This is a genomic window from Magnetovibrio blakemorei (assembly GCF_001746755.1).
In the GTDB taxonomy this organism is placed as follows: Bacteria; Pseudomonadota; Alphaproteobacteria; order Rhodospirillales; family Magnetovibrionaceae; genus Magnetovibrio; species Magnetovibrio blakemorei.
On record NZ_MCGG01000025.1, the window covers coordinates 1 to 25,734 of the forward strand.

The 25,734-nt window shown below is 54.2% G+C and carries 28 protein-coding genes, 1 tRNA gene and 1 pseudogene; 23 read left to right on the plus strand and 7 right to left on the minus strand.

Going from position 1 to position 25,734, the window contains the following annotated elements:
* The 3 genes from BEN30_RS08315 to BEN30_RS08330 all read left to right on the plus strand — a co-directional run.
* On the plus strand, nucleotides 1-535 hold a 535-nt coding region (locus BEN30_RS08315), incomplete at its 5' end, for a calcium-binding protein (RefSeq protein ID WP_407655967.1).
* A gap of 314 nt (nucleotides 536-849) precedes the next feature.
* Nucleotides 850-1,038, plus strand: a complete 189-nt coding sequence (locus tag BEN30_RS08325; protein WP_139134929.1) for a hypothetical protein — start codon at nucleotides 850-852, stop codon at nucleotides 1,036-1,038.
* Nucleotides 1,028-1,588 (plus strand): hypothetical protein, encoded by a 561-nt coding sequence (locus BEN30_RS08330; RefSeq protein ID WP_139134930.1) that lies wholly within the window; start codon nucleotides 1,028-1,030, stop codon nucleotides 1,586-1,588. Before BEN30_RS08325 ends, BEN30_RS08330 begins: the two co-directional genes overlap by 11 nt.
* Before the next feature lie 21 nt (nucleotides 1,589-1,609).
* Here BEN30_RS08330 and BEN30_RS08335 read toward each other — a convergent pair whose 3' ends face one another.
* The 4 genes from BEN30_RS08335 to BEN30_RS08350 all read right to left on the minus strand — a co-directional run bounded on the left by BEN30_RS08335 (nucleotide 1,610) and on the right by BEN30_RS08350 (nucleotide 6,785).
* Entirely contained in the window at nucleotides 1,610-2,398 is a 789-nt protein-coding gene (locus BEN30_RS08335) for a hypothetical protein (RefSeq protein WP_139134931.1), read from the minus strand.
* Between the two features lie 50 nt (nucleotides 2,399-2,448).
* On the minus strand, nucleotides 2,449-3,894 hold the full coding sequence (locus BEN30_RS08340) for a bacteriohemerythrin (protein WP_069957888.1): 1,446 nt from the start codon (nucleotides 3,892-3,894) through the stop codon (nucleotides 2,449-2,451).
* 207 nt (nucleotides 3,895-4,101) lie between these two features.
* A complete protein-coding gene (gene thpR / locus BEN30_RS08345; protein ID WP_069957889.1) occupies nucleotides 4,102-4,650 on the minus strand; it encodes an RNA 2',3'-cyclic phosphodiesterase in 549 nt (182 codons plus the stop codon).
* 74 nt (nucleotides 4,651-4,724) lie between these two features.
* Nucleotides 4,725-6,785, minus strand: a complete 2,061-nt coding sequence (locus BEN30_RS08350) for an ATP-binding protein (protein ID WP_139134932.1) — start codon at nucleotides 6,783-6,785, stop codon at nucleotides 4,725-4,727.
* A gap of 194 nt (nucleotides 6,786-6,979) precedes the next feature.
* On the opposite strand from BEN30_RS08350, the gene BEN30_RS08355 reads away from it, so the two are divergent.
* On the plus strand, nucleotides 6,980-7,774 hold the full coding sequence (locus BEN30_RS08355) for a substrate-binding periplasmic protein (RefSeq protein ID WP_069957891.1): 795 nt from the start codon (nucleotides 6,980-6,982) through the stop codon (nucleotides 7,772-7,774).
* Nucleotides 7,775-7,786: 12 nt separating this feature from the next.
* On the opposite strand, the gene BEN30_RS08360 is transcribed toward BEN30_RS08355, so the two are convergent.
* Complete coding sequence (locus BEN30_RS08360; protein ID WP_245649020.1) at nucleotides 7,787-8,158, minus strand: DMT family protein; 372 nt, start codon at nucleotides 8,156-8,158, stop codon at nucleotides 7,787-7,789.
* A gap of 275 nt (nucleotides 8,159-8,433) precedes the next feature.
* Between BEN30_RS08360 and BEN30_RS08365 the strand changes: the two genes are divergently transcribed.
* The 4 genes from BEN30_RS08365 (at nucleotide 8,434) to BEN30_RS19205 (ending at nucleotide 9,795) form a co-directional block, all read left to right on the plus strand.
* Complete coding sequence (locus tag BEN30_RS08365) at nucleotides 8,434-8,787, plus strand: type II toxin-antitoxin system RelE/ParE family toxin (RefSeq protein ID WP_069957892.1); 354 nt, start codon at nucleotides 8,434-8,436, stop codon at nucleotides 8,785-8,787.
* Nucleotides 8,784-9,086 carry a helix-turn-helix domain-containing protein gene (locus BEN30_RS08370; protein ID WP_069957893.1) on the plus strand — a complete coding sequence of 101 codons (303 nt, stop codon included), beginning with the start codon at nucleotides 8,784-8,786 and terminating at the stop codon, nucleotides 9,084-9,086. The genes BEN30_RS08365 and BEN30_RS08370 overlap by 4 nt, the downstream gene beginning before the upstream one ends.
* A 63-nt stretch (nucleotides 9,087-9,149) precedes the next feature.
* The gene (locus BEN30_RS08375; RefSeq protein ID WP_069957894.1) at nucleotides 9,150-9,566 is read left to right on the plus strand and encodes a hypothetical protein; all 417 of its coding nucleotides are present in this window, start codon (nucleotides 9,150-9,152) and stop codon (nucleotides 9,564-9,566) included.
* A 13-nt stretch (nucleotides 9,567-9,579) separates the two neighbouring features.
* Complete coding sequence (locus BEN30_RS19205; protein WP_069957895.1) at nucleotides 9,580-9,795, plus strand: AbiU2 domain-containing protein; 216 nt, start codon at nucleotides 9,580-9,582, stop codon at nucleotides 9,793-9,795.
* Nucleotides 9,796-10,058: 263 nt separating this feature from the next.
* Here the strand turns inward: BEN30_RS19205 and BEN30_RS08385 are convergent, their stop codons facing one another.
* On the minus strand, nucleotides 10,059-10,727 hold the full coding sequence (locus BEN30_RS08385) for a DUF6538 domain-containing protein (protein WP_139134933.1): 669 nt from the start codon (nucleotides 10,725-10,727) through the stop codon (nucleotides 10,059-10,061).
* Between the two features lie 90 nt (nucleotides 10,728-10,817).
* Nucleotides 10,818-10,905, minus strand: a tRNA-Ser gene (locus BEN30_RS08390).
* Nucleotides 10,906-11,259: 354 nt separating this feature from the next.
* Between BEN30_RS08390 and rplU the strand changes: the two are divergent.
* The 15 genes and pseudogenes from rplU to BEN30_RS08465 form a co-directional block, all read left to right on the plus strand.
* Nucleotides 11,260-11,568: pseudogene (gene rplU / locus BEN30_RS08395) on the plus strand (50S ribosomal protein L21); the annotation flags it as partial.
* A gap of 153 nt (nucleotides 11,569-11,721) precedes the next feature.
* Complete coding sequence (gene rpmA, locus BEN30_RS08400; protein WP_069957898.1) at nucleotides 11,722-11,976, plus strand: 50S ribosomal protein L27; 255 nt, start codon at nucleotides 11,722-11,724, stop codon at nucleotides 11,974-11,976.
* 182 nt (nucleotides 11,977-12,158) lie between these two features.
* Nucleotides 12,159-13,193: a GTPase ObgE gene (obgE, locus tag BEN30_RS08405; protein ID WP_069957899.1), complete on the plus strand. Its 1,035-nt coding sequence runs from the start codon at nucleotides 12,159-12,161 to the stop codon at nucleotides 13,191-13,193.
* On the plus strand, nucleotides 13,190-14,308 hold the full coding sequence (gene proB, locus BEN30_RS08410) for a glutamate 5-kinase (RefSeq protein ID WP_069957900.1): 1,119 nt from the start codon (nucleotides 13,190-13,192) through the stop codon (nucleotides 14,306-14,308). The genes obgE and proB overlap by 4 nt, the downstream gene beginning before the upstream one ends.
* Before the next feature lie 15 nt (nucleotides 14,309-14,323).
* On the plus strand, nucleotides 14,324-15,604 hold the full coding sequence (locus BEN30_RS08415) for a glutamate-5-semialdehyde dehydrogenase (protein WP_069957901.1): 1,281 nt from the start codon (nucleotides 14,324-14,326) through the stop codon (nucleotides 15,602-15,604).
* A 15-nt stretch (nucleotides 15,605-15,619) separates the two neighbouring features.
* Nucleotides 15,620-16,207 (plus strand): nicotinate-nucleotide adenylyltransferase, encoded by a 588-nt coding sequence (locus BEN30_RS08420; RefSeq protein WP_069957902.1) that lies wholly within the window; start codon nucleotides 15,620-15,622, stop codon nucleotides 16,205-16,207.
* A gap of 39 nt (nucleotides 16,208-16,246) precedes the next feature.
* A complete protein-coding gene (gene rsfS, locus BEN30_RS08425; RefSeq protein WP_069957903.1) occupies nucleotides 16,247-16,672 on the plus strand; it encodes a ribosome silencing factor in 426 nt (141 codons plus the stop codon).
* Between the two features lie 14 nt (nucleotides 16,673-16,686).
* Nucleotides 16,687-17,145, plus strand: coding sequence for a 23S rRNA (pseudouridine(1915)-N(3))-methyltransferase RlmH (gene rlmH / locus BEN30_RS08430; protein ID WP_069957904.1), 459 nt, complete (start codon nucleotides 16,687-16,689; stop codon nucleotides 17,143-17,145).
* Nucleotides 17,146-17,253: 108 nt separating this feature from the next.
* On the plus strand, nucleotides 17,254-18,819 hold the full coding sequence (gpmI, locus tag BEN30_RS08435) for a 2,3-bisphosphoglycerate-independent phosphoglycerate mutase (RefSeq protein ID WP_069958023.1): 1,566 nt from the start codon (nucleotides 17,254-17,256) through the stop codon (nucleotides 18,817-18,819).
* Nucleotides 18,809-20,146, plus strand: a complete 1,338-nt coding sequence (locus tag BEN30_RS08440) for a murein hydrolase activator EnvC family protein (protein ID WP_069957905.1) — start codon at nucleotides 18,809-18,811, stop codon at nucleotides 20,144-20,146. Before gpmI ends, BEN30_RS08440 begins: the two co-directional genes overlap by 11 nt.
* Before the next feature lie 20 nt (nucleotides 20,147-20,166).
* Complete coding sequence (locus BEN30_RS08445; protein ID WP_069957906.1) at nucleotides 20,167-21,549, plus strand: S41 family peptidase; 1,383 nt, start codon at nucleotides 20,167-20,169, stop codon at nucleotides 21,547-21,549.
* A 34-nt stretch (nucleotides 21,550-21,583) separates the two neighbouring features.
* Nucleotides 21,584-23,344, plus strand: coding sequence for a divergent polysaccharide deacetylase family protein (locus BEN30_RS08450; protein WP_069957907.1), 1,761 nt, complete (start codon nucleotides 21,584-21,586; stop codon nucleotides 23,342-23,344).
* Between the two features lie 27 nt (nucleotides 23,345-23,371).
* A complete protein-coding gene (locus tag BEN30_RS08455; protein ID WP_407655968.1) occupies nucleotides 23,372-23,851 on the plus strand; it encodes an RNA pyrophosphohydrolase in 480 nt (159 codons plus the stop codon).
* 36 nt (nucleotides 23,852-23,887) lie between these two features.
* Nucleotides 23,888-24,865, plus strand: coding sequence for a calcium/sodium antiporter (locus BEN30_RS08460; protein ID WP_069957909.1), 978 nt, complete (start codon nucleotides 23,888-23,890; stop codon nucleotides 24,863-24,865).
* Between the two features lie 81 nt (nucleotides 24,866-24,946).
* Nucleotides 24,947-25,729 carry an SDR family oxidoreductase gene (locus BEN30_RS08465; protein ID WP_069957910.1) on the plus strand — a complete coding sequence of 261 codons (783 nt, stop codon included), beginning with the start codon at nucleotides 24,947-24,949 and terminating at the stop codon, nucleotides 25,727-25,729.
* Nucleotides 25,730-25,734: the final 5 nt, after the last annotated feature.

The window sequence follows — 25,734 nt, forward strand, 5'->3', positions numbered from 1 at the left end:
ACTTAATTTTGAAAATGTGTCGGGCTCGTTCTACGCCGATACCATCACCGGTAACAGTGCCGACAACGTGCTGTATGGGCGCGAAGGTGCGGACACAATCGATGGCGGCGAAGGAAACGACATTTTGATTGGTGGATCTGGTAACGACACCCTCACCAGTGGGGCTGGTATGGACATTTTTATGTATCTGTCCTGGGATTTGGGCTCAGGGGATCTTGAAACGGGCGGACTTGACACAACCGACGCCACCATCGGTGATAAAATCTATTTCAAGATGCAAGACTTTACGAATTTGACCGTATATGGATCGCTCATCAATAATATCTGGCAAACTGAGAACGTCGCTTCGTCGCTTGACGCCTCCAACAGCATCGCCTTGGTCAATATAGACGGTGATTATCAGATTCATATTGATTTTGATGGGGACACAAACGCAGACTTTACAATTGATGTTGCCGATGACGTCACTCATGCTGTTGCTGCGGGCATAAATGGTTATGGAACCATTTCGTTTGAAACTGCAGGTATCGCTTAATGATCGTGGTGTTATGAGGTCTGCGTTCGTGAATGAGATTGAGAAGCTTTAATGTTTTCTCTTTGATCGGTGGGGTACTTGTGCGTGCACAGGCGCTTTACTTCTTGTGCCCCCAGGGCAACCTTGTTTGCCAACCGGGGATGATGATTGCGTGCAGATTATAACGGTCGCCTAAAGCAGCGATTGCTCCGTTTCCTCTGATAATGGACATTATATTGTCCTCACTTCTTTCGCGCCCAAAGGCTGCGTTCAGGGAACGTTCATGGAAGATGTGCATACTGGGTTCCGATGAAAAAGGAAATTGGTTACCCGAAATGCTGACACGTATGCTGATGCACTCTGCCATTTTTACCGTTGTTGTCGCCCTGGGTGCGGTGTCGATGAACAGTGTCGGCATGTTGGATGGTGGCAAGCCTGCAAAGTCCTCCTTTTCCAGCTTTTTCACAGGCTCTGCGGCCGGTGGCGGCCATCAATGGAACCGACGGGAGCACGATGATGACTAAATCGCGTAAGCCGAACCGTTTTGAGATGACGTTTCTGATGATGTTTCACGGTGTGCTCACGGGAAGCATATTGCTCACCTACCTGAGCGGTGATGACGTGTATTTCCTTCACAAATTCGCGGGCTATGTGGTTTGCGCTGCTCTTTTTGTGCGTTTGGCGGCTGCGCTGGTGGTTCCGAAAAGCAGTCCGCTTCGTTTGTCGCTGCCCAAGTTGTTCGTGCGGCGCGAAGGTGGACGGAGTCCGGTGTTCGCGTGGATGGCGGTGGCGTTGATCACAACCACTGCAGCGGCCGCGCTGAGCGGTTTGTTGGCCGACAGCATTGGCTTTAAAGATCTGCATGAGGGCTTGGCAGAAGGCATCCTTCCGATCTTCATCTTTGGGCACATGGCTTTGGTCTTGTGGCGGCCTTTGGTCCGCAGACTGTCAAACGTCACGGCAGAAGATGCGGATCGTATTGTTACCCAAGCGACCGTTGTTGGCTCACAGCTTACAGCCTTGCTCCTGTCTGTGGTACGACGCGCCAAACCCTATCTTCAAGGTACTCGCTGAAGGTATACGGACTTTAACCGTTTACGCGTCCTCTTCCTCGTCCTCGTCTTCCATCACACGGGCTTTTGGTTTGTGCAGTGTGAAGTAAAGCACCACGATGAAACCCAGGCTGAGACTGCCTATAGCCCCCCATAGGGCGAGGTAGAGATAATCGATACCGGTGTCTTTCGGGCTTGGTTCAGTCTCGGTTTTTTTTGCGGCTTGGGGCGGATTCGGGTTCATCTTAGATTGAACAAGGTCCGCCAGTTTTGGGATGGAGGTTCCTCCATCTTCTATCTTTATCGTTTCGGGAATTTCTTCTTTACCCGAAATGATGCTGGGCAGTCTGTCGCCGGAAAGATAGGGGTTGGTTTTAGGCGTGCTCGGTTGCGCTGTTGTTTCGACAGGAGCTGTCACGACAGGAGCTGTCTTGGGTGGGGCGAGCGGGGTGGATGTGATGGATGGAGTGGGCGCAACGGGCCTAGGCTTTTCAGGCTCTGCTTTTGACGTTAAGGCTTCTTTTTGTTTCAGAAGATATTTTGGCGCCTCAGAATCCGGTGCGACGACAACGGGCCAAGGGAGAAAACGCCCATCCCAGACTTCTTGGGGTTCGCGGCAATAATTTTTCTCCGCCGTCATCCGGGCAATCCCCCAGTTTGGGTCGACGGTCACTTTTGGCAGCAAGCCAGATTTAAAGGATTGGGCAACGATGACATCGCAATTGACATGCGGCAAATCAGCGGGCAATTCCGCATGAGCCTGGGGCGACAGAACCAATACACCTGAAAACAGGGTGCACAGGAATAGGGCATGGGGCCGCAACGCTTTCAAAGTTGGTGCTCCTCATCAATCATTTTGATGGAGGATCCCGTGAGACGAGATCAAACACTATTAAAACTTTTTGCAAACACGTGATCTTTTTCCAAGCCAAGGTCTTTAAGGGTTTGATAAAACTCTAAGTCTTTTCCTTTTGCAAATGATGCATATTTTTTGTCTTCATTGAGAATGTGATTGAATAACCAGCCTTTCATAAATTTCCGCAATTCAATCAGGTTTTTCTGACTGCGTTGATGGAGCCAGGCCTGATGATGAAAGTTTAGATCCCGGATAAGTCTTTTGTGAAGGGCGCAATGTGTCTGCAGTCCTGGAAATTTGGCGGTTCTTAAAATCGCTTCCTCGCGGTTGAAGTGGTAGTGCGTGTAATCCAGCAGTTGGGTAATCACATCATCAACGTCTGCGTCGTCTGCGGTTCTCAGCATGATCCGGTTTAACAAAGTTACGAGAACTTGGTGGTCTTTATCTAAGATATCAACGCCGACGCGGATGGCGTTTGTCCAAATCAGAACGTCGTCATTTTCGGATAAGGGAAGATCAACCCAGAAAGTCGCCCCGGAACCTTGTTCGCTTTTCAAGCCAATGCGCCCGGCCAAACGATCCACCAGCATTTTGCTGACGGTCAAACCAACGCCGGTTCCGTCCTTGGCAATCATCGGGTCCGTATCGAGACGTCGAAACAGATCGAACACGCCGGGTTGATCAATTTCGGCGATACCGTCACCGGTATCGGTTATCGACAAACGCAGATAGCCATAATCCAACATACGTCCTTCAATGATGATGGCTCCGTTCTCTTTGTTGTATTCGACGGCATTGAAAAGAATATTGATCAAAATTTGTTTGAAAAACATGGGGTCCGTGAACAGAAAGACGGGTGCTCCGGAACTGAAGTGGTCAATGACCTTGATGTTCCGCAACGCCCTGAGGGAAGCCGTCATGTGGACGCATTGAGTAACGATTTCGTTGGCGTTTACATTGTTTAAGTGAAGATCAAGCTGGGCGGCTTCGATTCTTGCGAGATCCAAAATCTTATTGACCAACTCCAACAGCTGATTGCCGCCTTCTAGAATATATTCCAGGTTTTGGTGTTGCGTTGATGAAGGCTGAATGTTGGGATCAAGTTGCATCAATTGCGCGAATCCGATTACGGCATTAAGCGGTGTGCGCAGTTCGTGACTCATGCTGGCCAAAAATTCAGATTTTGCTTGATTGGCCCGTTCGGCCTCAATCAAAGCGGCCTGCAGCTGCTCTTCAGCATGTTTTTGAGCAGCTATTTTATTGTTTAATGCCTTAGCCATTTGGTGGGTTAGTCCATAAACCAACCCGGCTGTTATAAAAATAAAGGCCCACCCTTTAACCGTCTGCAAATAACTTTCCAGTTCGCTGTTTTGGGCAAGCGCGTGCAATGTGGCATCTGAAAATAAGATCCAAATGACGCCAAAAAAAGCATACACAGCGGCTATGCGAATGGGTGAAAATTGCGTTTTCATTATGCGTTCCTGAAGGTGCAGACAGCGTATCAGAAAGTCGTCTTAAGCTATTGGAGGAAAAAATTACGACCTTAGCTTCTCCTTTCACAAGAACCTGAGCATACGCCATTTAGAGTGGAAATGTTATTGATTTTAGACGTAAAAGGTTGTGCAATCAAAAGGTTCCTGACCCGAGTTGCTTGCAAACGAACGCTTTTTCAATAATTTTCAAGTGTTCCTGTGAAGATCGTACGTGGAAAAGGGCGTGTAGTGTGCGCCTTTGTGCCCAAGGTGGCTTTCAAACAAGGTGAAGCCTTGCACCCTAAAGGGCTCTAGACAGAACCCGGCATGTGTAGAGAGGTGTTCGGCCAAGCGCCCCGGATTGACCGAGCGCCGGAAGCGCGTCAGCGTCACATGCGGGGTGAATTTTCGACCTTCCGGCTCCAAACCGGTGCGCACCAGGGCGCTTTCCACATTTGCATAGAGGTGCGCCAAGGCCCCGGACGGGGCGTCTTCGGTTCCCACCCATAAACTGTGTGGTGGGCTGCCAAAGGTGCCGACACCCTTTAAGGTCACCTCAAAGGGTTCCGCCGTCACATCGCCCAGCGCAAGCGCGATTTGCGCCGCCACGTCTTCGTCCACTTCGCCAATAAAGCGCAGCGTAATGTGCAAGTTTTCTGGATCGATCCAGCGGGCATCTTTGACCCCATTTTGAATTGTAGCCAATGTCCGGCGGTGGTCGTCTGGTATAGAAAGTCCCGCAAAAAGCCGTATCATTGCACATTCTCCATCTCGTGAAGATGTCACATAACACAGAAATATAGATTTTGCGCGGCCTCAAATGGTTCGATTCAGTTTACGCTGCGTCCCGGGGGCAAGATGATGGAAACATGCGTGCCGACCCCAACTTCGCTGGTCACATCAATGCGTCCGCCGTGCATTTCGGCAAGTGTCTTGACCAGATAAAGACCCAGCCCCACCCCTTCGTGCGACAAGGTAATGTTTTCTGCGGCTTGGCCAAAAGGTTCCAGAACCCTGGCAAGATCTTTCGCCGCAATGCCGATGCCGTTATCTTCCGACCGAATGATGATGCCGCCTTGGGGCGTTAATTCCATAACCAGACGCACCGATCCGCCCGCCGGGGTGAACTTGATGGCGTTGGTCAGCAAGTTGAGCACAATCTGTTTGATGCGCACTTCGTCGGCCAACAAATCCGGGAAATGCTCCGGTACGTGTGATGTTAGCGAGATGTTGCTGCCTGCTGCGCGGTGACGTAGCAACTTGCAACACGATTGTGCCAAATCATCAAGATGAATGCGGTCCTCAGACAGTTTCATCTTACCTGCTTCGATTTTGGAGACATCCAAGATATCGGAAATCAGCGTCAACAGGTGTGACCCTGAATTGTGGATGTCTTCGGCGTATTCACGGTATTTGTCATGGCCCAAAGGCCCAAACGTTTCCAGGCGCATCATGTCGATGAAGCCCAAAACCGCGTTCAAGGGCGTGCGCAGTTCGTGGCTCATATTGGCGAGGAACTGGGTTTTGACGTGGTTCGCCGCTTCGGCGCCGATCTTTGCCTCGCGCAATTCGATTTCGGCCTCTTTGCGCTGGGTGATGTCATCGTGGATGCCGACGAAGTGGGTGATTTGGCCATCCGCGTCCATAATTGGGCTGATGGTTTGGTTAACGATCACCAAGCTTCCGTCTTTGCGTCGGTTGATAAACTCTCCCGTCCAGATATGCCCTGCAAGGATGGTTTGCCAAAGGTTCTGGATAACATCCGGTGTCATCATGCCGGAGTTTAGCAACTTGGGATTCTGGCCAATCACATCATTGAAATCATAGCCGAACTGTTTGCAGAACGCGTCGTTCACCCATACGATTTGAGCAGCCACATTGGTGATCAGAACCATATTGGCCGAAGTTTTCAATGCGGCACCCAAGAGTGCCAATTGTTTTTCAGCTTGGTCTTGGGCAGATCGTTGGCGATAAACCACAACGGCCAAAATCATCAAAACCGTCAATCCTCCGCCCATGACCATGCTGAAGTTCAGGGTATCCTTCCGCCATGCAGCCAACGCGTCGTGCTGATCCAGGTTTACAGCCACCAAGACGGGCCAGCGGGTGGTGGCGCGATAACTGATGATGCGTTGATGGTCGTCGGGCGTGGCCCCCGCTTGGCGGAATGTGCCCCATTCTTGGTGAGCAAGATGGTCGGCAAACAAGGGGCTATCGGCGTGATTCTCGGTGCCGATTTCCAGCATGTCCAAGCCACTTTGAACCAACATGGCCCCATCATATCGATAAAAAGACACGATGCCGCCGGGGCCAATATTCAAAGCGCCGATCTGTTCTTGAATATAACCGGGGTTGAGGATCGCCAAGGCCATTCCCTGGAATATGCCGTCGTCGTTCGTGACGGCGCTGGCCGCGATCAAATGCCATTGGTGTGCGGATTCGGGAATATCCGCGACCGATCCAAGCAATCGTCCTGGTTGGGGCGTGCTGAGGAATAGGGGCGGCAAGTTCCCCTCTTGGGCTTGTTTAAAATAGTCTTCGACCGCAATGGAGAGCGCGGGCAATTCGGTTCGTCGGGAAATATCGGTAATGCGCCCGTTGGCGTCGGCATAGGCGACTTCGCGAATCTGCGGGGCTTCGTCCAACAATGATTGCAAAAAAGCTTTGCCATCTTTGCCTTGGGCCCAGCCGCCGGGGCGCATGCCCGCACTGACATTGAAAAGAATCAGATTCACCGCTTGAATTGATCTGTTATTGGCGTCTTCGATGGCGCGCGCCAAATTGGCGGCCGTTGCCTCCGCGGTTTGAAGGGCGCGCTCTTGACCTTGCCACACTTGATGACTCCACACCCCAACGAACGCCGTGATCACGACAAACGTGAAAAATAGCACGCCATGCTTTCCAGCTAGCCACGAGGTTCTGCTTTTCGGTGACAGGATTGCATCAAAGCGCACGGGGGGGGCCTTAACTTTACAAAAAAGATGTGCAATCGCACAGTATATAAGCTTACACTGATATTGTATGAGAAGTCACGAACAGCTTTATAGCTCTTATAAAACGCGCGCAACTTAAGGGAAAAACGGTCATGTCCAAACATATTAAGGTTTTGATCGGTGTTTTTCTGGCAATGGTACTCAATACGGCACCCGCACTGGCGGCGGGACACCTTGATCGCGTGAAAGACTCGAACGAATTGCGCGTTTGCCATTGGCCGGCGTATTACGCCATTTCCTACAACAACCCCAAAAGCGGCAAGCTGGAAGGCATCGACATTGGCCTTGCCGAAGAATTGGCCAAGGACTTGAGCGTGCAGCTGACGTTCGTTAAAACCAGTTTCGCCACCTTCATCAAAGATATTCAAGCCGACAAATGCGATATCGCCATGTTCGGCGTGGGCATCACCGAAGCACGCGCTAAGTTCTTGGATTACAGTGAACCTTATCTGCGTAGTGATATTTACGCCATCGTCACCAAGTCTCATCCCACCTTGAAAACTTGGGATGATATGGACAAGACGGGGCACATTTTGGTGGTGCAAAAAGGCACCTTTATGGAAGACGCTGCCAGTGCGTTCCAAAATGCCTCTATCCTGTCCGTGGTGAAGTTTCAACAACGTGAACAAGAAGTGCGCACGGGGCGTGCCGATGCGTTTCTCACCGATTTTCCCTATGGCAAGAAAATCCTCGTTACTTACGATTGGGCAAAATTGTTGGAACCCAGCAAACCATTTTGGACCACCGAATACGCCTATGCGATCAACAAAGGCGATCCTGACTGGCTGGCCTACATCAATGGATTTGTCGAACGCATTAAGTCGGATGGACGCCTGAAAAAACACGCCGAAGACAACGGTCTGCTGCCCATCGCCATTTTGAAGTGAAGCTTCCTGACCCTAGAGCGGTGCGCGAAAAACAAAAAATGCCCCCAGTCCGATCAAGGCAAATCCGACGGCATGATTGATGGTCAGCGCTTCTTTGAGAAACAGCAGCGAAAATGCGGCGAACACGACCAACGTGATGACTTCTTGAAAGGTCTTCAATTCCGCCGCCGTCCACACTTGGTGACCGATGCGGTTGGCGGGTACCGCAAGGCAGTATTCAAAAAAAGCGATGCCCCAGGCGATTGGCACCACCAGCCAAAGCGAAGTGTTGGGGTATTTCAAATGCCCATACCAGGCAAATGTCATGAACACATTTGATAAAGATAACAGTAAAATCGGCAGCAATACGGGAGAAAACAACGGGGAAATCAGTTTTTCCATCATCCAGACTCCAAGGATCAAAGCCTGCAACGGACATCCGTAATTTGCGTCCGGTCAGGAAGGAGCGAGTGTCCGTCTGCGGCCAGGGGTACGCAAGAAAAAAATCCCTGTGCAAAACGCTACAGGGCTTTTTGAAAATGGCGGAGGGAAGAAATCCGGATTTCAACCTTCTCTGATTTTTCATTTATAAACAACTCATTACAATGCATTTCCTCGGCGCTCTTCTTGGGCCCATTTGGCCCCCTTGCTCATATGGATCATTTTTGGTACAGTCCCATATGGTCGATCAGACGAAGCGCATTCAGGCGGTGTTCTTCCGATCCGATACCGGCGCCGAGCCGGTTCGGGATTGGCTGAAGACGCTGGACAAGCAGGATCGGTTCCGCATCGGCACGGATATCAAGACGGTCGAATACGGCTGGCCGATCGGAATGCCGACCTGCAAGCCCATGAAGAACGGGCTGTTTGAGGTTCGGACCAACCTTGGCAACCGCATCGCTCGGGTTTTGTTCTGCATCAACGATGGATGCATGGTTTTGCTGCATGGATTCATCAAAAAGACCCAGAAAACGCCACAGGCAGATCTTGACCTTGCATTGGAGCGCAAACGCAAACTGGAGAAACACTCATGACCAAGGCCCGCAATCCTCACATTGGCTCGACTTTGGACGATTTGCTCGACGAAGACGGCATCCTGGCCGAGGCCCATACCGTCGCCATCAAACGCACACTCGCTTGGCAGGTTAGCCAGACCATGGCCAACGAAAACTTGAGCAAGTCCGAGATGGCTCGGCGCATGAACACCAGCCGCGCCGCGCTCAACCGCCTGCTCGACCCCGACAATCCATCCGTGACCCTGCTGACCCTGGACAAGGCCGCAGCGGTGCTGGGCAAGCGGTTGCGGGTGGAACTGGTGGATGAGGTGGCGTGAGGGGGGGCGCTCATAGACGACAAGGAACACATCCTCGAGACGGTCAAACACATCCGGGGCGACTTGGACGATGCGTGTCGTATCGACAGCCTTCTGTACGGCCTCGATGACAGCCCGATCGCAGAAAACTGGGATTCGATCAGGGGCGATATTCGCGACCCGATAGCGCTCATCGAGGTGTCCCTGCTGACACGGCTCGTTCTGGACTTGGCCCGAATGTACGACACCGAAAAATCTAACGGGAAATTTAACGACAGGATGTGCCTGGCCGGTATATTCGCGCGCCTTGAGAACGTGAATAATGCCAGGCTCAAGAGCACGCTCCTTTCGACCGAGGGCCAAAAAGAGAGTTACGGTATGGCTCTGAAGAATTGGAAGGGCAGAGAAAACACCCCGTGCGTCCGGGGCATGAAAGCGGCAATCCAGGCCGCGAATTCCGGCAAGACCAACGAAATCGCCGGAATCTCAAAAAAACTTTAAGCTTGATAAATTATTGAAGAACCTCCGTGACCACTATCTTGCCCACAATCTGAAGCACCTAAATCTACACGGAATGGGTTACGACGAATTGCGATCCGTTCTGGAAATGACGATTGAGATCGTCGAGCCTTTGGAAAAAGCCCTCACCGAAACCAGCGTCACCTACTCGAGCACGAGAGAAATCTGGCACCGGAAGGCGGAAGCTTTTTGGGGACTGTTGAGTAGATAAGAATCCTTGATAGTTGTATAGCCTTATTAAAATCTCTCGTGTCTTGAGATGGCTTAAGGTTTGATGTTTTGTGGCGTGGGTGTGCCGACTTGGGCATAGGCCAGCGGAAATAAAATACACTGTGCCGCGAAGTCGTCAGATAAGCGGGAACGCGCATACCCTATCCGTAGGCGCAGTGCATGGCATCGTTAAGCAATCAATAACTTGCTAACGGCTTTTTGTAAGGATTTACGAATAAATGACACACGAACTAAGCACTCTTTTTAAATGCGTCGAAGAGTTTCGGAAAATTGATGATGAAATGCCTTCTCAAAGGATGGCGTTTCCACTAAGTTACCTTGATTGCGTGAACGGATCGCATCGGCAGCTCGAATGCTAGCCGCTTGCAACTCACGGCAAAGTAATCGCCAGCTAGGCGATTTGGGATCAAGCTGAAGGTTAACATTGTCCCAGGTCAAAACATCTTCGGCCTCGCTGAGGAAAAAATCAGAAAGTTTACCTCGGGCATAATCATGTCTATTCACGTCATCAAGAGAATCGTTGATTTCTGCGTAATCTTCAAAAGATGTAACGGGCAATTCTGGGGTTGGGCTATCAAGATCATGGAAGCCCTCTAGGCGCGTCTCATCATCTTCTTCCAATCGGAAGGCGTGATAGATTTCTCCAATGCTCTTTATCTGTTGGGTGGATAATTCAGTAAGCGGCGGTTGACCTTTTAAAACGAGCATTCGCCTGTGGGCATCAAACTTGCCGTCAACCTTGGCCGCAGCCACGCGAACAAGGCGAACCGCTTCTCTGTGATCCGTGGTGCCGAGTGAAAAGGTTTCCTCGGTTTTCGGGTATGAAGTCTTGATATCGACTGGGATCGCTGCGCGATGGTAATAGGTAGCGCCACGGCGGTATAAGCGGGGGTGTCCTGACATTTTTTCCATGCTCCTGATGTAACACATCACTGGAACAGCGGGAAGAAGAAAGCCCTGCAAATCAGTAAGTTACTGATCAAACAGGGCTTCCATGAAATATGGCGGAGAGACAGGGATTCGAACCCTGGGTACGCAAGCGCACAACGGTTTTCGAGACCGCCCCGTTCGACCACTCCGGCATCTCTCCGCAATTTGAGTGTCCTGAAGGTCTGGGCGGGCGGAGACTAGCTTAAAGCGGATGGGGGTGCAAGCCGGGGAATGGTCAAAGCGGTGCTTTTTGGACACTTTATAGAGTGGGGGGGAAATCGCGGGCCCAGGACGCATCAAATTGAGTCCGGACAGATGGCATAAAGCGTTGACATGCGCGGTTTTCGGGGTATATTGCCGCCTTCCTAACCCGGAGAGTGATTTCCGGGGTTTTGCAATGCGCAGTTTGAGGCGGGCCAAGGCTTTATAAGTTCGGCCCTTATAAGTTCGCAAGGCTTGAGTTTTTAAGCCCCGACGCCGTAGGACGCGGAACAGAAAAGAAGAGAGCGAAACCATGTTCGCAGTGTTTAAAACCGGCGGCAAACAGTACCGTGTCAGTGAAAACGACACGCTGGTCGTCGAAAAATTGGTTGCCGAAGCCGGCGATACCGTCAACTTTGACCAAGTCTTGATGATTGGCGAAGACGGCCAAGCCCCCACCGTGGGCGCGCCGCTGCTCGATAAGGCTGCTGTGACCGCCGAAGTGGTCCGTCAAACCCGTGGCGAAAAAGTTATCATTTTCAAAAAGCGTCGTCGTCAAAACTCGCGCCGCAAAAATGGTCACCGTCAAGATTTGACGTTGATCAAAATCACCGGCATCAGCGCAACCGGCGCCGCTAAAGCTCCGGCCAAAAAAGCCGCAGCCCCAAAGGCTGCCGCTGAAGACGCATCCGCAGACAAACCTGCCGCAAAGAAGGCTCCGGCTAAAAAAGCCGCGCCGAAGGCAGCGACCAAGACCGAAAAGGAGTAATCACTCATGGCACATAAAAAAGCAGGTGGCAGCTCCCGTAACGGCCGCGATTCTGACGGCCGCCGTCTGGGCGTGAAAAAGTTCGGTGGCGAAGCCGTCATTCCGGGCAACATCATCATTCGCCAGCGTGGCACCAAGTACAAGCCCGGCCTGAACGTTGGCCTCGGCAAAGACCACACCATCTTCGCTCTGGTTGAAGGCCGCGTGGCGTTCTCAGAAAAGAAGGGTCGTACCTTTGTTGGTGTGGAGCCGGCTGCGTAACGATACGCACCGCCCGATCAAATTCTCAAAAAGAGGGAATGGCACGGGCCGTTTCCTCTTTTTTTGCGTTCTACCCCCACGAGGCCCCAGTTTGGCCCCCCAGTTTGGCCCCCCAGTTTGGCCCCCCAGTTTGGCCACCAGTTCGGCCGATACGATTTTAAGATTCATTTAGGCAAACGACGATGAAGTTCCTCGATCAAGCAAAAGTGTTTGTGCAAAGCGGCGACGGCGGCGACGGCTGCATGTCGTTTCGCCGCGAAAAATATATCGCCATGGGCGGGCCCGATGGTGGCGACGGCGGGCGCGGCGGTGATGTGATCTTGGAATGTGTCGAAGGCTTGAACACCTTGATTGACTACCGTTATCAACAACACTTTAAAGCCAAGCGCGGCGTCCACGGCATGGGCCGTGACCGCACCGGTGCCAAGGGTGAAAGCAAAGTTTTGCGTTTACCCCGGGGCACGCAGGTCTTGGCGGACGATCAAGAAACCGTCTTGGCCGACTTGACCGAAGTGGGTCAAACCGTCTTGTTGCTTCACGGCGGCAAAGGTGGATTGGGCAATGCTCGTTTTAAGTCGAGCACCAACCGCGCGCCCAGGCGCACCGAGCCCGGCGAGCCCGGCGAAGAAATGTGGATTTGGCTGCGCTTGAAGCTGATCGCCGATGTGGGATTGGTGGGGCTGCCCAACGCGGGCAAGTCGACCTTTATTTCCGCCGTATCCGGTGCCAAACCCAAAATCGGCGCTTATCCGTTTACGACGCTCCATCCCAACTTAGGCATGGTGCGGCGTATGGACGGTGAATTGGTGATTGCTGACATCCCTGGATTGATCGAGGGGGCCAACGAGGGCCACGGCTTGGGCACGCGGTTTTTGGGCCACGTGGAACGCTGCGGCGTGCTGTTGCATTTGATTGACGGCACCGACGAAGATGTGGTGAAAAACTACTTGATCGTCCGCCATGAACTGGAAGCTTACGGCCTGGTCTTGGAAAACAAGGAAGAAATTCTCGCCCTGAACAAGTGCGATGCGTTGTCTGACAAAGACATTGCGGAGAAAAAATCGGCCTTGCAAAAAGCGTCTGGTCGGGTTGTACAGGTGATCTCCGGCGTGGCGGGTACGGGCGTGGATAAAATCATGAATTTGTTGTTCGATGCCGTCCGCGCCGCGCGTATTGCCGAAGCAGAAGCCGAGGCACACGAGGACTACGCGCCATGACCGCCGCCTTGTTGAAAACCGCGAAACGGGTGGTCATCAAAATCGGTTCGGCTCTGTTGGTCGATGAAGCCCATGGTACCGTACACCGCAAATGGCTGGAAGCCATCGCCTTGGACGTGGCGATGATGAAGGCCCGCGGCCAGGACGTGATCTTGGTCTCCAGCGGGGCCATTGCGGTCGGTCGGCGTTATTTGGGGCTGGCCGATGGACCGTTGAAGCTGGATGAAAAACAAGCCGCCGCCGCCACCGGGCAAATCCGCTTGGCGCACGCGTACCAAGAGGTCTTGGGCCAGCAAAACATCACCGTCTCGCAAGTGCTGCTGACCTTGGACGACACTGAAAGTCGCCGCCGCTACTTAAATGCGCGCGGCACCCTCAGCGCCATTTTGCGTTTGGGTGCGGTGCCTTTGATCAATGAAAACGACACGGTGGCGACCGATGAAATTCGTTTTGGCGACAACGACAGACTGGCGGCCCGCGTGGCGGCAATGGCCAGCGCTGACGTGTTGGTGCTGCTGAGCGATATCGATGGGCTGTATGACGCCAACCCCAACGAACATGAAGGTGCCAAGCACATTGCAACGGTGAACGCCATCACCCCCGAAATCGAAGCTATGGCGGGGGGCGTCGCGTCCTCGGTGGGTTCGGGCGGCATGGTGACCAAGTTGGCGGCGGCGAAGATTTGCCTGCAAAACGGGTGCGCCATGGCGATCACCTTGGGCAAAGGCGAACGACCCCTGCAACGACTGCAAGACGGTGCCCGCGCGACTTGGTTTATGCCGTCGCTGACGCCGACCAACGCTCGCAAGCGGTGGATTGCGGGCTCCCTGCAACCAAACGGTCAATTGGTGTTGGACGACGGCGCGTTGACGGCGTTGAAAGCGGGCAAGAGCCTGTTGCCCATCGGCGTGACGACGGTGAAGGGTGAGTTTCAAAAGGGCGATGCCGTAATCATCGAAGACAAAACGGGGCGCGAATTGGCGCGTGGACTGAGTGCCTATGCGTCAGATGAGGCGCGCAAAATCATCGGCAAACGATCCGCCGAAATCGAAGACATTTTGGGCTATCGGGGTCGGGATGAACTGGTCCACCGCGATGACATGGCGCTCAGTTGAGCATCGGAAGAAGTAATGAATGAGATGACACAGACACAAGATATTCCCGCCTTGATGCACACCATCGGTTTAGACGCGCAAGCGGCTGGACGGGCCTTGGCGTTGGCCAGCACGGCGGCGAAAAACTTGGCCCTGAGAGAAGGCGCAAAAGCCATCCGGGCGCGCAAAGCCGAAATCATTGACGCCAACAACACGGATGTGATCGCGGGAAAAGCGAAGGGCCTGACGCCGGCCTTGATCGATCGCCTTGTGCTCAATGACGAACGCATCGAATCCATGGCGGCGGGACTTGAAGCCATTGCCGAATTGGCTGATCCCGTGGGTCGGGTGCTGAGCGAATGGGACCGTCCCAATGGTCTGAAAATTCGCCGCGTGGCGGTGCCTTTGGGGGTCATCGGGGTGATTTACGAAAGCCGTCCCAACGTCACAGCAGACGCGGGGGCATTGTGCTTGAAGGCGGGTAACGCGGTTATTTTGCGCGGCGGCTCGGAAAGTTTTTTGTCGTCGGGCGTCATTCACAGCTGTCTGGTGGACGGTCTTAAAGCGGCAAACCTGCCCGCCCAAGCGATCCAGCGCGTGCCCACACGGGATCGCGCCGCGGTGGGTGAAATGCTCACCATGGTGGGGCTAATCGACGTGATCGTGCCGCGCGGTGGCAAGTCCTTGATTGAACGGGTGACGGCGGAAAGCAAAGTGCCGTTGTTCAAGCATTTGGAAGGCATCTGCCACACCTATGTGGACAAGTCCGCCGATGTCGTCAAAGCGCGCGCCGTTGTGTTGAACGCCAAAATGCGTCGCACCGGTGTGTGCGGAGCGACCGAAACCTTGCTGGTGGACAAAGCAGCGGGTGTGGGTGTTTTGAAAGACTTGGTCACGGACCTGTTGGATGCGGGTTGCGAAGTGCGCGGCGACGCTGCCACCCAAGCCGTCGATGAGCGGGTCTTCCCCGCCAAGGACAACGACTGGGACACGGAATATTTGGACGCGATCATTTCCGTGAAAGTCGTGGACGGGGTTGCGGACGCGATGGCGCACATTGCGGCGCACAGTTCGGGGCACACGGAATCCATCATTGCCGAAGACCAAGCGACGGCGGATACGTTTCTCAACACGGTCGACAGCGCCATCGTCATGCACAATGCGTCGACCCAATTCGCCGACGGTGGTGAGTTCGGCATGGGCGCGGAAATCGGCATCTCGACGGACAAGATGCATGCCCGCGGCCCGGTCGGTGTGGAACAGTTGACCAGCTTTAAATACCAAGTCATCGGCACCGGCCAGACGAGACCCTCATGAGCAGGTCGTTTTGATATGGCGAATGCGGCGCGCAAAGTGGGCCTGTTGGGCGGATCGTTCAATCCCGCCCACGAGGGGCATTTGCACATATCCCAATTTGCCTTGGACCGCCTGGGCTTGGATGAATTGTGGTGGTTGGTATCGCCGCAAAATCCGCTGAAGTCCGAACGCGACATGGCCTCGTTTGAGACCCGCATGAAGACCGCGAAAATGGTGACGAAGGCAGAGCCGCGGATTCGCGTTTCCGACTTCGAATCGACAAAACAAACCCGCTTCACGGTGGATACCTTGGCCGCATTGCAGGCCGATTTTCCCGACATAGCGTTCGTTTGGATTATGGGCGCGGATAATTTGCGCCAAATGGACAAGTGGAGAGGCTGGCGGGAGATATTCCACTCGGTTCCCATTGCGATTTTTCCTCGTGCTCCTTATTCTTTAAGGGCATTGAGGAGTAGGGCGGCGCGGCGTTTTGAACACGCGCGCATTCCCACAACTCGGGCATTTAGGCTTGCGCGCATGACGCCGCCAGCGTGGGTGTTGTTAAAGGCTCCACGCCACGGCCAATCCGCAACCCGGATTCGCAGTCTCGGGGAATCGATCTAAAACGCCGTTAGGCGGATATTAAGGGAAATTTGAGAGACTATGATTGAAACAACTTGGAGGAAACAAACCATTCCTCATACCGTACAAACGCCGCCGACAAGCCCAGATTTGCTTGATCTCGTGGAACGCACACTCGATGGTGACAAAGCCCACAACGTGGTTGTCATCGATCTCAAGGGAAAAACAGAAATCGCGGATTATCTCGTGGTTGCGTCTGGCACGTCACAGCGCCATGTCGGAGCCATGGCCAATCATCTGCGTGAAGAAATGAAAAAGGTTGGGGTCATTCCAGTCCCCGTTGAAGGCGTACCCCAGTGTGATTGGGTGTTGGTCGATGGCGGTGACGTGGTGGTGCATCTGTTCCGTCCCGAAGTGCGCGAATTCTACAACATTGAAAAGATGTGGGGTGCCGTCAGTTCAACGCCTCAAGACGGTGTTGTCGTCGACACTGAGGTTCGCCCGTAGGTTCGGAGGTTTGCATGCGCACCCATCTCACTGCGGTGGGCCGCATCAAGCCTGGGCCTGAACGTGATCTGTATGCGCATTATGTTGCGCGCCTCAACCCCGCACCGGTGGTGCGCGAAGTCGAGGAAAAGCGCAATCTTCCCGCAGCGCAGTTGAAGGTGCGCGAGGGTGAGTTGCTGTTGGCGGCCATTCCCGAAGGGGCCCACGTGGTGGCCTTGGACGAAAAAGGTCGCAAACTGGGCAGCGTTGCTTTTGCCGAACAGCTGGGGCAGTGGCGTGATTTGGGTGTTCGTGACGTGGCGTTTGTGATTGGTGGTGCGGATGGCTTGGACAAAGCGGTGCTGGACCGTGCCGACTTGAGTTTGTCGTTAAGTGATTTGACGTGGCCCCATATGTTGGTGCGGGGCATGTTGGCGGAACAATTGTATCGCGCCTACGCTATTTTAAGTGGTCATCCGTATCATCGTGTGTAAACGAGGTGAGGGAAACGGCCAAAAGGCAAAACGGAATTTTTGAGGGTACCGCGTTAAAATTTGGGAGCCCCCCATGAAAACGTGGCGCAAGAGGCTTATATAGAGATCATGAAGACGACTTCTCAACGCAGCGTGCAAAAACCCGTTGTTCTGTGCATCCTTGATGGATGGGGCGAACGCAAGGAAACCTTGAACAACGCCATCCAAATCGGCAATACACCCAATTGGGACCGTTTGGTGAAGACCTGCCCGAAATCGCAGTTGAGTGCGTCGGGTCTGGACGTCGGTTTGCCCGATGGCCAGATGGGCAATTCTGAAGTCGGGCACATGACCTTGGGCTCGGGCCGTGTGGTGTTGCAAGACCTGCCCCGCATCGACACCGCCATTCACGACGGTTCCCTGGATGCAAATCCGGCCTTGCTGCGCCTGATTGAAAAGCTTAAAGCGTCCGGGGGCACCTGTCATTTGTTGGGCTTGTTGTCGCCGGGGGGCGTGCACAGCCACCAGTGGCACATGCGCACCCTGGCGGGGATCATCTGTTCTCACGGGGTTCCGGTTCAGGTTCATGCGTTCTTGGACGGTCGCGATAGCCCGCCCAAAAGCGCCGCCAACATGGTGTCGCGTTTTGAAGTCGATATCCGCCACATGAATTGCATTTCCATTGCCACGGTGAGCGGTCGGTATTGGGCGATGGATCGCGACAACCGCTGGGACCGGGTGGAAAAGGCTTATCGCTGCCTCACAGAGGGCCAAGGTGAAAAAGCGCATAGTGCTCTGGAAGCCATCAACGCGGCCTACGAAAACGATATCACCGATGAATTTATCGAACCCACCGCCATCGGCGACTTTGATGGTATGCAAAGTGGTGACGGCATTTTGATGGCGAACTTCCGCGCCGATCGCGCGCGGGAAATTCTGGCGGCTTTGCTGGATCCAAAGTTTGATGGCTTTCCGCGCCCGCGCTCCATCGCTTTTGCCGCCCAGGCGGGCATGACGGAATATTCCGACAGCCACAATGCGTATATGGACGCTTTGTTCCCCTCAATTGACTTGAGCGATATTTTGGGTGAAGTCCTTTCCAAAGCGGGCAAGACCCAGTTGCACACGGCGGAGACGGAAAAATACGCCCACGTCACGTTCTTTTTCAACGGCGGGCAAGAAGAGCCCTTTCCTGGCGAAACCCGTCTTTTGATCCAGTCCCCCAATGTGCCGACCTATGACTTAAAGCCCGAAATGTCGGCACCGGAACTCACCGATAAGCTGGTCGCGGCCATTGAATCGGGGGCTTATGACTTTATCGTCGTAAACTATGCCAATGGCGACATGGTTGGTCATACCGGCGTTATGGAGGCAGCGGTGCAAGCGGTGGAAGCGGTCGATGTTTGTGTGGGACGCTTGGAAGCTGCCGTTAAGGCCGTTGGCGGCGTGATGCTGGTAACAGCAGATCACGGCAATTGCGAAAAAATGTGCGACGGCACCAACCCCCACACGGCGCACACCTTGTTCCCGGTTCCTGCCGTTTTGGTCAATGCTCCGGCGTGGGTCTTGAATTTGCGCGATGGCGGATTGTCCGATGTTGCGCCCACCGTGTTGCAGTTGTTGGGCCTGGATGTGCCCGCCTCAATGACCGGCAGTACGTTGCTTTTAGCTCGGGATAGGGCCGTTGCCGAATAGGGCGCACGACCAAAATACGCAGAACCGTGTGGTGAAAATGGTCTTCACCGGGACGGTTTTGGCGGCGGTTTCGGCGTTGATTGGGCTGAGCGTTGTCTCAAGCGTTCAGGCCGCCGGTCAAGACGTCAATGCGGCTGGCTCAAAACTGCAAAATGTTGAGCAGAAAATCAAAGCCAAGCAAGCCGAAAGCGATCGTGAAAAAGCGCGTGCAGAAAAGCTCAAAACAGAGCTCGCGGATATTTCCCAAATGTTGATTGCGGCGGCAAAACGCGTTCAAGATCAAGAATCTTCAGTTGCCGGGTTGGAAATGGAATTGAGCCGCTTGGAACGGGTGGAACGGCAAAAAGAAACCCAGCTGCGCGACCGCCAACGCCAGTTTTCCGGCGTGATGATGGCGCTCAGCCGCATCGCGCGGTTTCCCACCGAAGCGCTGATCGCCCAACCTATTCCCCCGGAAGAAACGGTGCGCAGTGCGATTTTGTTGCGTGCTGCCGTGCCCGCCATCGAAATGCGGGCAACGGTGTTGAAGGGCGAACTGGATGATTTGGCTCAGGCCCGCTTGAAAGTGGATGACCAGCGCCAAGCGGTGCAAGGGGCTGCGGAAGTTCTGCGCGAAGAAGAACAACGCATTGAGGCGATCCGCAAGCAAAAAGCCGCGTTGCGCGCCGAGGCGATTTCAAAAGGCCGGGCGGCGCAGTCTCAGGCGCGAGATTTAGCCAAGCAGGCCAAAAATTTACGCGACCTGGTGGGCAAACTCACCAAAGCGCGCGCCGAAGCGGCGCGGAAAGCACAGGAATTGGCAGAAGAAGAAGCCCGTAAAAAGTCTCGCTCTACCTTGCATTTGGCTCCCAAATCGGATCAGTCCGCACCCGAAATCGATGTCTCAGTGCAAGATGTATCGGCGTTGGGGGGGATCGGGAAAATCTCCAAGGCGCGCGGAAAACTGCCGTTTCCCGCCGTTGGACGGATGGTGGGCCTCTATGGTCAAGAACTTGACGGCGGTTTGACCAGCAAGGGCGTATCCATCGAAACCCGCAGCCAGGCCCGTGTCATTACCCCGTTTGACGGAAACGTGGTTTTTGCCGGACCGTTTCGCGGTTATGGGCAGCTCTTGATCATCGATCATGGCGAGGGATATCATAGCTTGCTTGCCGGTCTCGGGCGCATCGATGCGGCCATCGGACAACCCGTTTTGGCAGGTGAACCCGTCGCCATTATGGGAGATGATGGAAAACAGTCCGTACTTTATGTAGAGTTCCGTCGCGATAACGAACCGATCAACCCGCTGCCGTGGCTTGTACAACGTAAAACTGATCCACAAGGATAATCTGAAAGATGATAAACGCAATGACCACTCGCTTTAATTTCGCCACCGCTTTGGTTGGTGCGTTTCTTGTGATCACCCCCTTGGGTTCGGTGAGTGCGGCTGAAACGGATAGCAAAAAGCCTGACGAGACATACAAGTTGCTGCAATTGTTCGGCGATGTATTCGAACGGGTGCGCGGCGATTATGTGGAAAAGCCATCTGACAAAGCCCTGATTGAGGCCGCCATCAACGGCATGCTGAGCTCACTTGATCCTCATTCCAGCTATTTGACTGCCGACAGCTTCGAAGACATGCAGGTGCAGACCAAAGGCGAGTTTGGGGGCTTGGGGATCGAAGTGACCTTAGACAGCGGTGTGGTCAAGGTGGTGTCGCCGATCGATGATACCCCTGCGTTTCGTGCCGGATTACAGCCCGGTGATTTTATCACCCACTTGGACGGTGAACCGGTTTTGGGTCTGACCTTGAGCCAAGCCGTCGACAAGATGCGTGGACCGGTGGGCGCGGACATCACCATCAAAGTGCTGCGTGAAGGTCAAGATCCGTTTGACGTGACGCTGACCCGTGCGGTGGTGAAAATTCAGGCTGTGCGCTCTCACCTGGAGGGCGACATCGCCTACGTGCGCATCACCAGCTTTAACGAACAAGCGGCCAGCGGTCTGACCAAGGCGATGAAAAGTTTGCGCGCCGATTTACAAAAAGAAAATAAGGATAAAACCTTAAAAGGTATGGTTTTGGATTTGCGCGCCAATCCGGGCGGCCTTTTGGATCAAGCGATATCCGTGTCGGATGCCTTTCTTGAACAAGGTGAAATCGTCTCGATCCGGTCCGAACAACATCCTGAAGACGGCCAGCGCTATAACGCCCGCCCAGGTGACTTGACGGAAGGTATGCCCGTTGTTGTGTTGATCAATGGCGGATCGGCATCGGCGTCTGAAATTGTCGCTGGCGCCCTGCAAGACCATGGTCGTGCCATCCTTATGGGCACAAAATCGTTTGGTAAGGGTTCGGTGCAGACCATTTCACCGCTGGGTGAGTACGGTGCCATGCGCATGACCACGGCGCGCTATTACACGCCGTCCGGGCGCTCCATCCAATCGGTCGGCATTACGCCGGACATCATTGTGCCGCAGTCCAAAATTGAAAGCTTGGAGCCGGAAAGCCAGCCCCGGGAACGCGATTTGCGTGGCGCTTTGGATAAAGAAAACGGCCAGAAAGCAGATCCGAAATCGACCTCTAAAGTTGATCCGAAGGCGGATAAAAAGGACGTCAAAAAGGACGAAACAAAGGACGAAACAAAGGACGCTAAAAAAGCTGATGCGGTTGACTATCAGTTGAACCGCGCCTTGGATTTGATTCGTGGCATTAACCTTTACAAGGACATGTCCCCAGCCCCGAAGGGCTGAGGGGGGGGATGCAGCATCTGGGGGCTAGGGCTTCGTGAAACTCCCGTTCGTCAACAAGCTATCGGCACTGACAGGCGTTTTTGCACGTCTGAACCCGGCTGGCTTAATTGCGAAGATTAAAGCGCGTAAAAAAGGCGGTTCGCCTGAAGACGATGAAGATGATGCTTTGCCGACAGGCGATGATTTGTTCGCCGACTTGGGCGACTTGAAACAGCTTGATGCTGAGGCCAAGGCCAATCGTGAAGGCAGCAGCGATCACGACTTTGCAGATTTCGACAACAAAGAACTCAGTGAATTCAAAGAAGACGCTCTTGAAGACGAAACGTCTGGTTATGGCTCGGGCGATGACGATAACGAAGACGCAGTCCAAACCTTTGATGCGGATGATGAGCTGGAAAATGCATCCGCCTCTTCGGCCAGTACGGATGATATCGATCTAGCCGACCTTAAAGTGGGTGGCGGATTTGACGACGACGATGATGATGAGGAAGACGAAGCGGCACAAAAGGCCAAGCTGAAAAAACTTCTCCTCATGGCTGGCGGCGGGGTTGCCTTGGCGATGGTGCTGGGCGCTGGATCGTGGTTGTTGTTGGGCAGCGATGCGGTCGATGCCCCCGGTGAACACGTCGCGGCATCCGCAAACCCGCAAGCGGATGCGGCGGCTGGCGAGATGGTGATCAATCTTGATGAAGTCCCCGCCTATGTGGATCATACGGTGAAACCGCTCCCTCAAGCCCCCTCCGGTTCTGCGGCCACGGCTTCTTCTGCTGTGCCGGACCATGCTGCCCCTGCACCGGGGCATGAGACCGTTGCAGAGACGCCTGTGGCGCACGATGCCGTTCCCGTTTCTCACGGTGGGTTGCCAGAAGGACAATCGGAGTTGGCGCAATTGGGGCTCGACATTCAAGTTGAGCCGGGGGTGGGCATTGTTATACCGTCGGCGACCAAAACCTCTTTCGCTGCGCTCAAACCGTGGCCTGCTTCAGAGCCGTTGGTCGATGCCCCGGTGACGGCCTTGGTGGAGCAGGGTGAACACGGTCTACTGCCCAAAATCAGCCCCGAAGGCCAAACGCCGTTTGAGGCTTATGCGCGTCCCGCACCAACGCAAAAAAGTGGTGATCCGAAAATTGCCCTGATCGTAACCGGCTTGGGCATGTCGCGTGCGGCGACCGAAGCGGCGATTGCGGGTATGCCCGCTGATGTAGCGATGTCGATGAATGTTTACGCCCGCGGTCTGGACTTCTGGATGAGGACCGCGCGCGGGGCGGGGCATGAAGTGTTGTTGGAGATGCCTGGTGAATCCATTGATTTCCCGTTTTCCGATCCGGGGCCCAACGCCCTGAAGGCGCTTGTCCCGCCGGATGAAAATATCAAGCAATTGGAATGGATGTTGAGCCAAACCACAGGATATTTTGGCGTGTTAAGTGTGTTCGGCAGTAAATTTCTAACCGTGGAAGAGCAGGTTAAGGCGATTGCTGAGGCTCTCAAAAAACGCGGTTTGATGTATGTGGATGGTGGTGAAGAGGATTCACTCGGCAGTCGGGTCGCCTATCAGGTTGGGGCAAAGTGGGCGAGCGTGGATATGACCCTCGATACAGTGCCGGGACGCGCGGCCTTCGACCTTCAATTGCAGGAATTTGAAGATCTGGCCAAAAAACGCGCCATCGCGGTTGCCCGCGTTTCCGCCAATCCCATGGTTTTGGAGAAGCTCTCTGCCTGGCTTAAGACCTTAGGGAAAAAAGGTTTGGTGTTGGTGCCGGTATCCTCACTAGCCAACAAGCAACTCATCAGATAGAACCCCTTCATGAGCAAAGAAAATGGCATGAGCAAAAAAAATGACCTTCCTTACCGTTTGGGCGTGGGGGCCGTGGTGTTGAACCGCGCTGGCTTGGTCTTTGTCGCCCAACGCATCGATACGCCTGGTGATGCATGGCAAATGCCTCAAGGCGGCATTGATGCAGATGAGGACCCCCGTGAGGCGGTGTTGCGCGAACTGGGCGAAGAAATCGGAACCCAAAATGTTGAGATCCTGGACGAAACCCCCGACTGGTTGGTGTATGACTTGCCCAAGGACGTGCGCAAAAAGGTCTGGAAGGGCAAGTACCGTGGACAAAAACAAAAATGGTTTGCCGTGCGTTATCTGGGCGAAGACGCAGATATCGATTTAAACGCCCATAAGCATCCCGAATTTTCGGCATGGAAATGGGCGGATATGCAGCACCTGCCGCAGTTGATTGTGCCGTTTAAGCGCGACCTGTATCAAGATATCGTTGCTTGCTTTTCCCATCTTGCGGGCCGCTAATCCGTCCCGCCCCACATTCCATAGGGTTTTGGTTTCATGAGTTATCTTCAAGTCGCGATTGGGTTTGTGTTGTTGCTGGGTGGCGCCGAATTCTTGGTTCGTGGCGCGGTTCACGTGGCGATGAAGCTGGGTCTGTCCACGTTGTTGATTGGCATGACGGTGGTGGCGTTTGGCACGTCGGCCCCTGAATTTGTGGTCAGTCTGAACGCCGCTTTGGACAATGCGCCGGGCATCGCGCTGGGCAATGTGATCGGTTCCAACATCGCTAACATCTTCCTGATCTTGGGCGCCACGGCGCTGTTGGCGCCGGTGGTTGTGGATACCCGCGCCGTGATCCGCGATGGTTTGATGCTGACAGGTGCGACGGTGTTGTTCACCTGGTTGTGCCTGTCTGGCACCATCCAACAGTGGGCGGGTGGTTTCATGGTCTTGGTGCTGGTGGGCTATTTTTTGCGCTCATACCTGAAAGAACGCGCCGACGGCGCGGCCAGTGCACATTTGCATGAGCGCGAGGCCGAAGAGTTTCAAGATGTCCAGATGTCGACGCCGGTGGCTTGGATAAGTCTGATTGGCGGACTGATTGCGTTGAGCGTCGGTGCGGATCAGCTGGTCACGGGGGCAAGTGTGATTGCGCGGGGGTTTGGCGTTTCGGAAGAAGTGATCGGGTTGACCTTGATCGCCTTTGGCACGTCGTTGCCGGAATTGGCGGCTTCGGTGGTGGCGGGGCGTCGGGGGCACACCGATGTGGCCATTGGCAATGTGATTGGTTCCAATCTTTTCAACATCTTGGCCGTTGTCGGCGGGGTGTCAGTGATCGTCCCACTTTCCGTACCGGAACAACTGGTGCGCTTTGATTTGTGGGTGATGATGGCCGCCACGCTCATTGTTTTGGCTTATTTGGCCCTAGGTGCGCGTTTGGGGCGACGTGAAGGTCTGTTCTTTATGGTCGCTTACGGTCTTTATATCGGCGCGCAAGCATTTGGCGTTGAACGGGTTTTGGCTCTGATCGGCTAGGCGTCCAGCCGGTATGGCGGGACGGGTCGGGATGGGCAAAGCGCACTTGCATCGAACGCGGACTTCGCTCATTCTCCGTCCATGGAAACTCACGGACACCCAAACGTTCTCATCACCGGCGCGGCACAGCGCATAGGCCGCACCATCGCACTTGATTTGGCGGCACACGGTTACGGCGTCGCTGTGCATTATTTACACTCCCAAGACAAAGCTGAGCAGCTGGTGGCCTCCATTCGAGATGCAGGTGGCCGCGCTATAGCCCTTAAAGCCGATTTGGCCCATGAAGATGAGGTGAAATCCCTGATCCCCACCGCATCAAGTGCCTTGGGGCCGTTAACGGTTTTGGTGAACAACGCATCGTTATTTGAAAACGACACGGCCAAGAGCTGTACCCTTGAAAGCTGGGACAGGCACATGAACGTGAACTTGCGGGCCCCATTTGTGCTGTCGCAAATGTTTGCCGAACAGGTGCCTACTGATAGGGCGGATCCTGTGAGCGCCTCAATCATTAATCTTTTGGACCAGCGGGTGTGGAACCTGACGCCCTTTTTTATGTCCTATACGGTGTCCAAATCGGCGCTGTGGACCGTGACCCAGACCTTGGCTATGGCGCTGGCGCCCAAGGTGCGGGTGAACGGCATTGGTCCGGGGCCAACCATTTGCAACGCGCGCCAAAGCGAAGACGATTTTGTCCGCCAATGGTCCGAAATTCCGTTGGCACGGCGCGTGATGCCCGACGAAATTGCCGAGGCGGTGCGCTTTATCATCAACGCGCCGTCCATGACCGGGCAGATGATTGCCTTGGATGGCGGCCAGCATCTGGGCTGGGCCCAGGCCTCTAACCTCTGTCCGCCCAATGAATAACGCAC

Coding starts and splice junctions, on each gene's coding strand:
- gpmI (WP_069958023.1), top strand. CDS start 17,254: ATGAAGACGACTTCTCAACGCAGCGTGCAAAAACCCGTTGTTCTGTGC.
- BEN30_RS08330 (WP_139134930.1), top strand. CDS start 1,028: ATGATGACTAAATCGCGTAAGCCGAACCGTTTTGAGATGACGTTTCTG.
- BEN30_RS08370 (WP_069957893.1), top strand. CDS start 8,784: ATGACCAAGGCCCGCAATCCTCACATTGGCTCGACTTTGGACGATTTG.
- BEN30_RS08325 (WP_139134929.1), top strand. CDS start 850: ATGCTGACACGTATGCTGATGCACTCTGCCATTTTTACCGTTGTTGTC.
- BEN30_RS08340 (WP_069957888.1), bottom strand. CDS start 3,894: ATGAAAACGCAATTTTCACCCATTCGCATAGCCGCTGTGTATGCTTTT.
- obgE (WP_069957899.1), top strand. CDS start 12,159: ATGAAGTTCCTCGATCAAGCAAAAGTGTTTGTGCAAAGCGGCGACGGC.
- rpmA (WP_069957898.1), top strand. CDS start 11,722: ATGGCACATAAAAAAGCAGGTGGCAGCTCCCGTAACGGCCGCGATTCT.
- BEN30_RS08385 (WP_139134933.1), bottom strand. CDS start 10,727: ATGGAAAAAATGTCAGGACACCCCCGCTTATACCGCCGTGGCGCTACC.
- rlmH (WP_069957904.1), top strand. CDS start 16,687: ATGCGCACCCATCTCACTGCGGTGGGCCGCATCAAGCCTGGGCCTGAA.
- BEN30_RS08460 (WP_069957909.1), top strand. CDS start 23,888: ATGAGTTATCTTCAAGTCGCGATTGGGTTTGTGTTGTTGCTGGGTGGC.
- BEN30_RS08360 (WP_245649020.1), bottom strand. CDS start 8,158: ATGATGGAAAAACTGATTTCCCCGTTGTTTTCTCCCGTATTGCTGCCG.
- BEN30_RS08420 (WP_069957902.1), top strand. CDS start 15,620: ATGGCGAATGCGGCGCGCAAAGTGGGCCTGTTGGGCGGATCGTTCAAT.
- BEN30_RS08365 (WP_069957892.1), top strand. CDS start 8,434: ATGGTCGATCAGACGAAGCGCATTCAGGCGGTGTTCTTCCGATCCGAT.
- thpR (WP_069957889.1), bottom strand. CDS start 4,650: ATGATACGGCTTTTTGCGGGACTTTCTATACCAGACGACCACCGCCGG.
- BEN30_RS08355 (WP_069957891.1), top strand. CDS start 6,980: ATGTCCAAACATATTAAGGTTTTGATCGGTGTTTTTCTGGCAATGGTA.
- proB (WP_069957900.1), top strand. CDS start 13,190: ATGACCGCCGCCTTGTTGAAAACCGCGAAACGGGTGGTCATCAAAATC.
- BEN30_RS08455 (WP_407655968.1), top strand. CDS start 23,372: ATGAGCAAAAAAAATGACCTTCCTTACCGTTTGGGCGTGGGGGCCGTG.
- rsfS (WP_069957903.1), top strand. CDS start 16,247: ATGATTGAAACAACTTGGAGGAAACAAACCATTCCTCATACCGTACAA.
- BEN30_RS08465 (WP_069957910.1), top strand. CDS start 24,947: ATGGAAACTCACGGACACCCAAACGTTCTCATCACCGGCGCGGCACAG.
- BEN30_RS08415 (WP_069957901.1), top strand. CDS start 14,324: ATGAATGAGATGACACAGACACAAGATATTCCCGCCTTGATGCACACC.
- BEN30_RS08445 (WP_069957906.1), top strand. CDS start 20,167: ATGACCACTCGCTTTAATTTCGCCACCGCTTTGGTTGGTGCGTTTCTT.